Here is a 3948-nt window from a genome sequence, read left to right on the forward strand (position 1 = left end):
GTGGTGCCGGTGCTGGTGTCGGCGAAGACAGGTCAGGCGTTGCGGGCGCAGGCCGGGCGGCTGGCGTCGGTCCTGGCCGATGAGCCTGGTCCGGGGCTGGTCGACACCGCGTTCTCGCTGGCCACGACGCGGTCGGCATTCGAGCATCGGGCCGTGGTGGTAGCCGCCGACCGTGATGGTGTGCTGGCCGGGCTGGGCGCGCTGGCCGAGGACCTGCCGGGTGCCGCTGTGGTGCGTGGGGTGGCCGCGACGGAGCCGAGGCTCGCGATCCTGTTCACCGGTCAGGGTAGCCAGCGGGCGGGGATGGGCCGGGAGCTGTATGACCGCTTCCCGGTGTTCGCGCAGGCGTTGGACGAGGTGATCGCCGAGCTGGATCCGCTGCTCGATGGATCGCTGCGCGAGGTGGTGTTCGCCGAGCCGGGGTCGGTTGAGGCGGGGTCACTCGACCAGACCGGGTGGGCGCAGCCGGCGTTGTTCGCGGTGGAGACGGCGTTGTTCCGGTTGGTGTCCTCGTGGGGGGTTCGGCCAGATGTGCTGGCCGGGCATTCGATCGGGGAGATCACCGCGGCGCATGTGGCCGGGGTGTTGTCGTTGGCCGATGCGTGTGCGTTGGTGGCGGGCCGGGCGCGGTTGATGCAGGCGCTTCCCTCCGGTGGGGCGATGGTGGCGGTGCAGACCTCCGAGGAGGAGGTCTCCGGGCTGCTGGCCGGGCATGAGGGTGAGGTGTCGGTCGCGGCCGTCAACGGCCCGACCTCGGTGGTGATCGCCGGTGCCGAAGAGGCTGTGCTGGAGGTGGCCGCCGCCTTGGAGGAGCGGGGGATCAGGGCGAAGCGGTTGCGGGTGTCGCACGCGTTCCATTCGCCGTTGATGGAGCCGATGCTGGAGGACTTCCGCACGCTGGCGAGCAGGCTCACCTACAGTGCGCCGCGGGTTCCGATCGTGTCCACCTTGACCGGGCAGGCGGCCACGGCCGAGCAGTTGTGCTCGCCGGACTACTGGGTGGACCAGGTCCGCGGCACGGTCCGCTTCGCCGACGGGGTGCGCACGCTGCACGGTCAGGGGGTGCGGGCGTATCTGGAGCTGGGCCCCGACGGGGTGCTGACCGCCATGGCCGCAGGTACTCTCGACGCCGACCGCGACGCGGACGCCGTGCTGGTGCCGGTGCTGCGCGGGGACCGGGACGAGCACACGGCGGTGATGACGGCGCTGGCTCGTCTGCACGTGCACGGGGTGCCGGTGAACTGGCAGGCGGTGCTCCCGCGCGGGCGCCGGGTCGATCTGCCGACCTATGCCTTCGAGCACCAGCGGTACTGGCCCGAGGGGGCCGGTTCCGGTGCGGGGAACGTGGCGGCGGCGGGGTTGGCGGCGGCGGATCATCCGCTGCTGGGCGCCGCCGTGAGCCTGGCCGACTCCGACGGGGTGCTGCTGACCGGGCGGTTGTCGGTGGGGTCGCATCCGTGGCTGGCCGATCACGCGGTGGCCGGAACGGTGATCTTCCCGGGGACCGGGTTCCTGGAGCTGGCGATCCGGGCCGGTGACCAGGTCGGCTGTGACCTGGTGAAGGAGCTGACCCTGGTCGCGCCGCTGCTGCTGGGCGAAACCGACGCCGTCGCGGTGCAGGTGTGGGTGGGGGCCGCCCAGGAGTCGGGCCACCGGAGCGTGAACATCTACGCCCGGTCGGCGCAGGCCGCAGACGACGTGCCGTGGGTGCGGCACGCGACCGGTACTTTGGCTACCGGCGCGCTCGCGACCGGCACGTCCCCTGCCGTGCCGTTCGACGCGGCGGTGTGGCCCCCGGCCGGCGCGACCGCTGTCGAGCTGGACGGGTTGTACGAGGGGCTCGCCGCAGGTGGGTTCGAATACGGCCCGGTGTTCCGGGGGCTGCGGGCGGCCTGGCGGGGGACGGACGGTGCGGTGTACGCCGAGGTCGTCCTGCCCGAGCAGGCGGCGTCGAGTGCGGGTTCGTTCGGGATGCACCCGGCTCTGCTGGACGCGGTGCTGCACACGGTGCCGTTCATCGGACTGGAGCCGGTGGAGGGTGGCCGGTTGCCGTTCTCCTGGAGTGAGGTGAGCCTGCACGCCACCGGGGCGGCGATGCTGCGGGTGCGGATGAGCCGGACCACTGCCGACTCGGCCACGCTGACGGCGGTGGACGCCGCCGGGGAGCCGGTGCTGTCGGCGCGTTCTCTGGTGCTGCGCCCGTTCTCGCCCGGTCAGATCGCCGCCGCGGGCGGTGACCAGGCGACGGAGCGCGACGGGCTGTTCCGGCTGGAGTGGACCGCGCTCTCCGAGGTCACCGTGGCTGACCCGGCGCCGGTGGCGATGGTCGGCTTCGCGGCGTTCGAGCCGGACGCGCTGGGTCTCGCGGGGACGTGGGAGTCGGTCACGGTTCATCGTGATCTGTCGGCGCTGGCCGAGGCGGGGCCGGTGCCGGGGGTGGTGCTGGCCGAGGTCGAGACCGCGTCGGCTGTGGACGTGGTGGCTTCGGCGCATGTGGTGACGGCCGGGGTGCTGGGTCTGGTGCAGGGGTGGCTGGCCGATGAGCGGTTCGCCGGTTCGCGGCTGGTGTTCCTCACCCGGGGTGCGGTCGCGGCGGGCGACGGCGAGGTGATCACCGATCTGCCGGCTGCGGCGGTGTGGGGATTGGTGCGTAGCGCGCAGTCGGAGAACCCGGGCCGGTTCGTGCTGGTGGACGCCGACGAGGAGTCGGTGCCGCTCGGTGTGCTGGGCGGGGTGCTGGCCTCCGGTGAGCCGCAGGTGGCGGTACGTGGGGGCGGGGTGTGGGCGCCAAGGTTGGCGTCGCTGGCGTCGGGGGCGGGGTTGGTGCCTCCGTCCGGTACGGCGTGGCGGTTGGGCAGCCGGGCCAAGGGCAGCCTGGACGCGCTGGAACTCATCTCCTACCCGGAGACGGCCGAGCCGCTGGAGGCCGGGCAGGTGCGGGTGGCGGTGCGCGCGGCGGGGGTGAACTTCCGTGACCTGCTGGACGGGTTGAACGCACTGGGCTGGTTCCAGGACAAGGTCGGCCTGATGGGCGGTGAGGCCGCCGGGGTGGTGCTGGAGGTCGGTCCCGGGGTCGAGGACCTGCGTCCGGGGGACCGGGTGGTCTGTCTGACCGAAGGCGCGTTCGGCCCGGTGGCCACCAGCACCCACGTCCTGTCCAAGATTCCCGACGGGATCTCGTTCGAGCAGGCCGCGACGATCCCGGTGACGTTCCTGACGGCCTACTACGGGCTGATGGATCTGGCCGGGTTGCGGGAGGGCGAGAGGCTGCTGGTGCACGCCGGCACCGGCGGCGTGGGCATGGCGGCGATTCAGCTGGCCCAGCGGCTGGGGGTCGAGGTGTTCGCCACGGCGAGTCCGGCCAAGTGGGAGGTGCTGCGTTCGCTGGGCATCCCCGATGACCACATCGCCTCCTCCCGGAGTGCGGAGTTCGAGGAGCGGTTCCGGGAGGTGTGTGGTGAGCGGGGCATCGATGTGGTGCTCAACTCGCTGACCGGGGAGCTCATCGACGCCTCGGCGCGACTGCTACGCCCGGGTGGCCGGTTCGTCGAGATGGGCAAGCTGGATATTCGCGACCAGGGGCAGTTCCCCGGGCTGGTGTATCACTGGTTCGACATGCTGGATGCCGGTTTCGAGCGGTTGCAGCAGATCCTGGCCGAGTTGATGGAGTTGTTCGCGGCCGGTGAGCTGCGGCCGTTGCCGTTCACGGCGTGGGATGTGCGCCGGGGCCGGGAGGCGTTCCGGTTCATGAGCCAGGCCAGGCACACCGGCAAGATCGTGCTGACCATGCCCCGGGCCTGGGAGCCGGAGGGCACGGTGCTGATCACCGGTGGTACCGGTGGTCTGGGTGCGTTGTTCGCGCGGCATGTGGTGGCCGAGCGTGGGGTGCGGCACCTGCTGCTGACCAGCCGCCGGGGCCTGGACGCTCCGGGCGCGCTGGAGCTGCGG

At 72.2% G+C, this 3948-nt stretch carries 1 protein-coding gene; it reads left to right on the forward strand.

What is annotated here, in order from left to right:
- On the forward strand, positions 1-3948 hold a 3948-nt coding region (locus tag AB0J58_RS44355; protein ID WP_364227729.1), incomplete at both ends, for an acyltransferase domain-containing protein.

Source organism: Streptosporangium sp. NPDC049644 (assembly GCF_040675205.1).
Taxonomy (GTDB): Bacteria; Actinomycetota; Actinomycetes; order Streptosporangiales; family Streptosporangiaceae; genus Streptosporangium; species Streptosporangium fukuiense.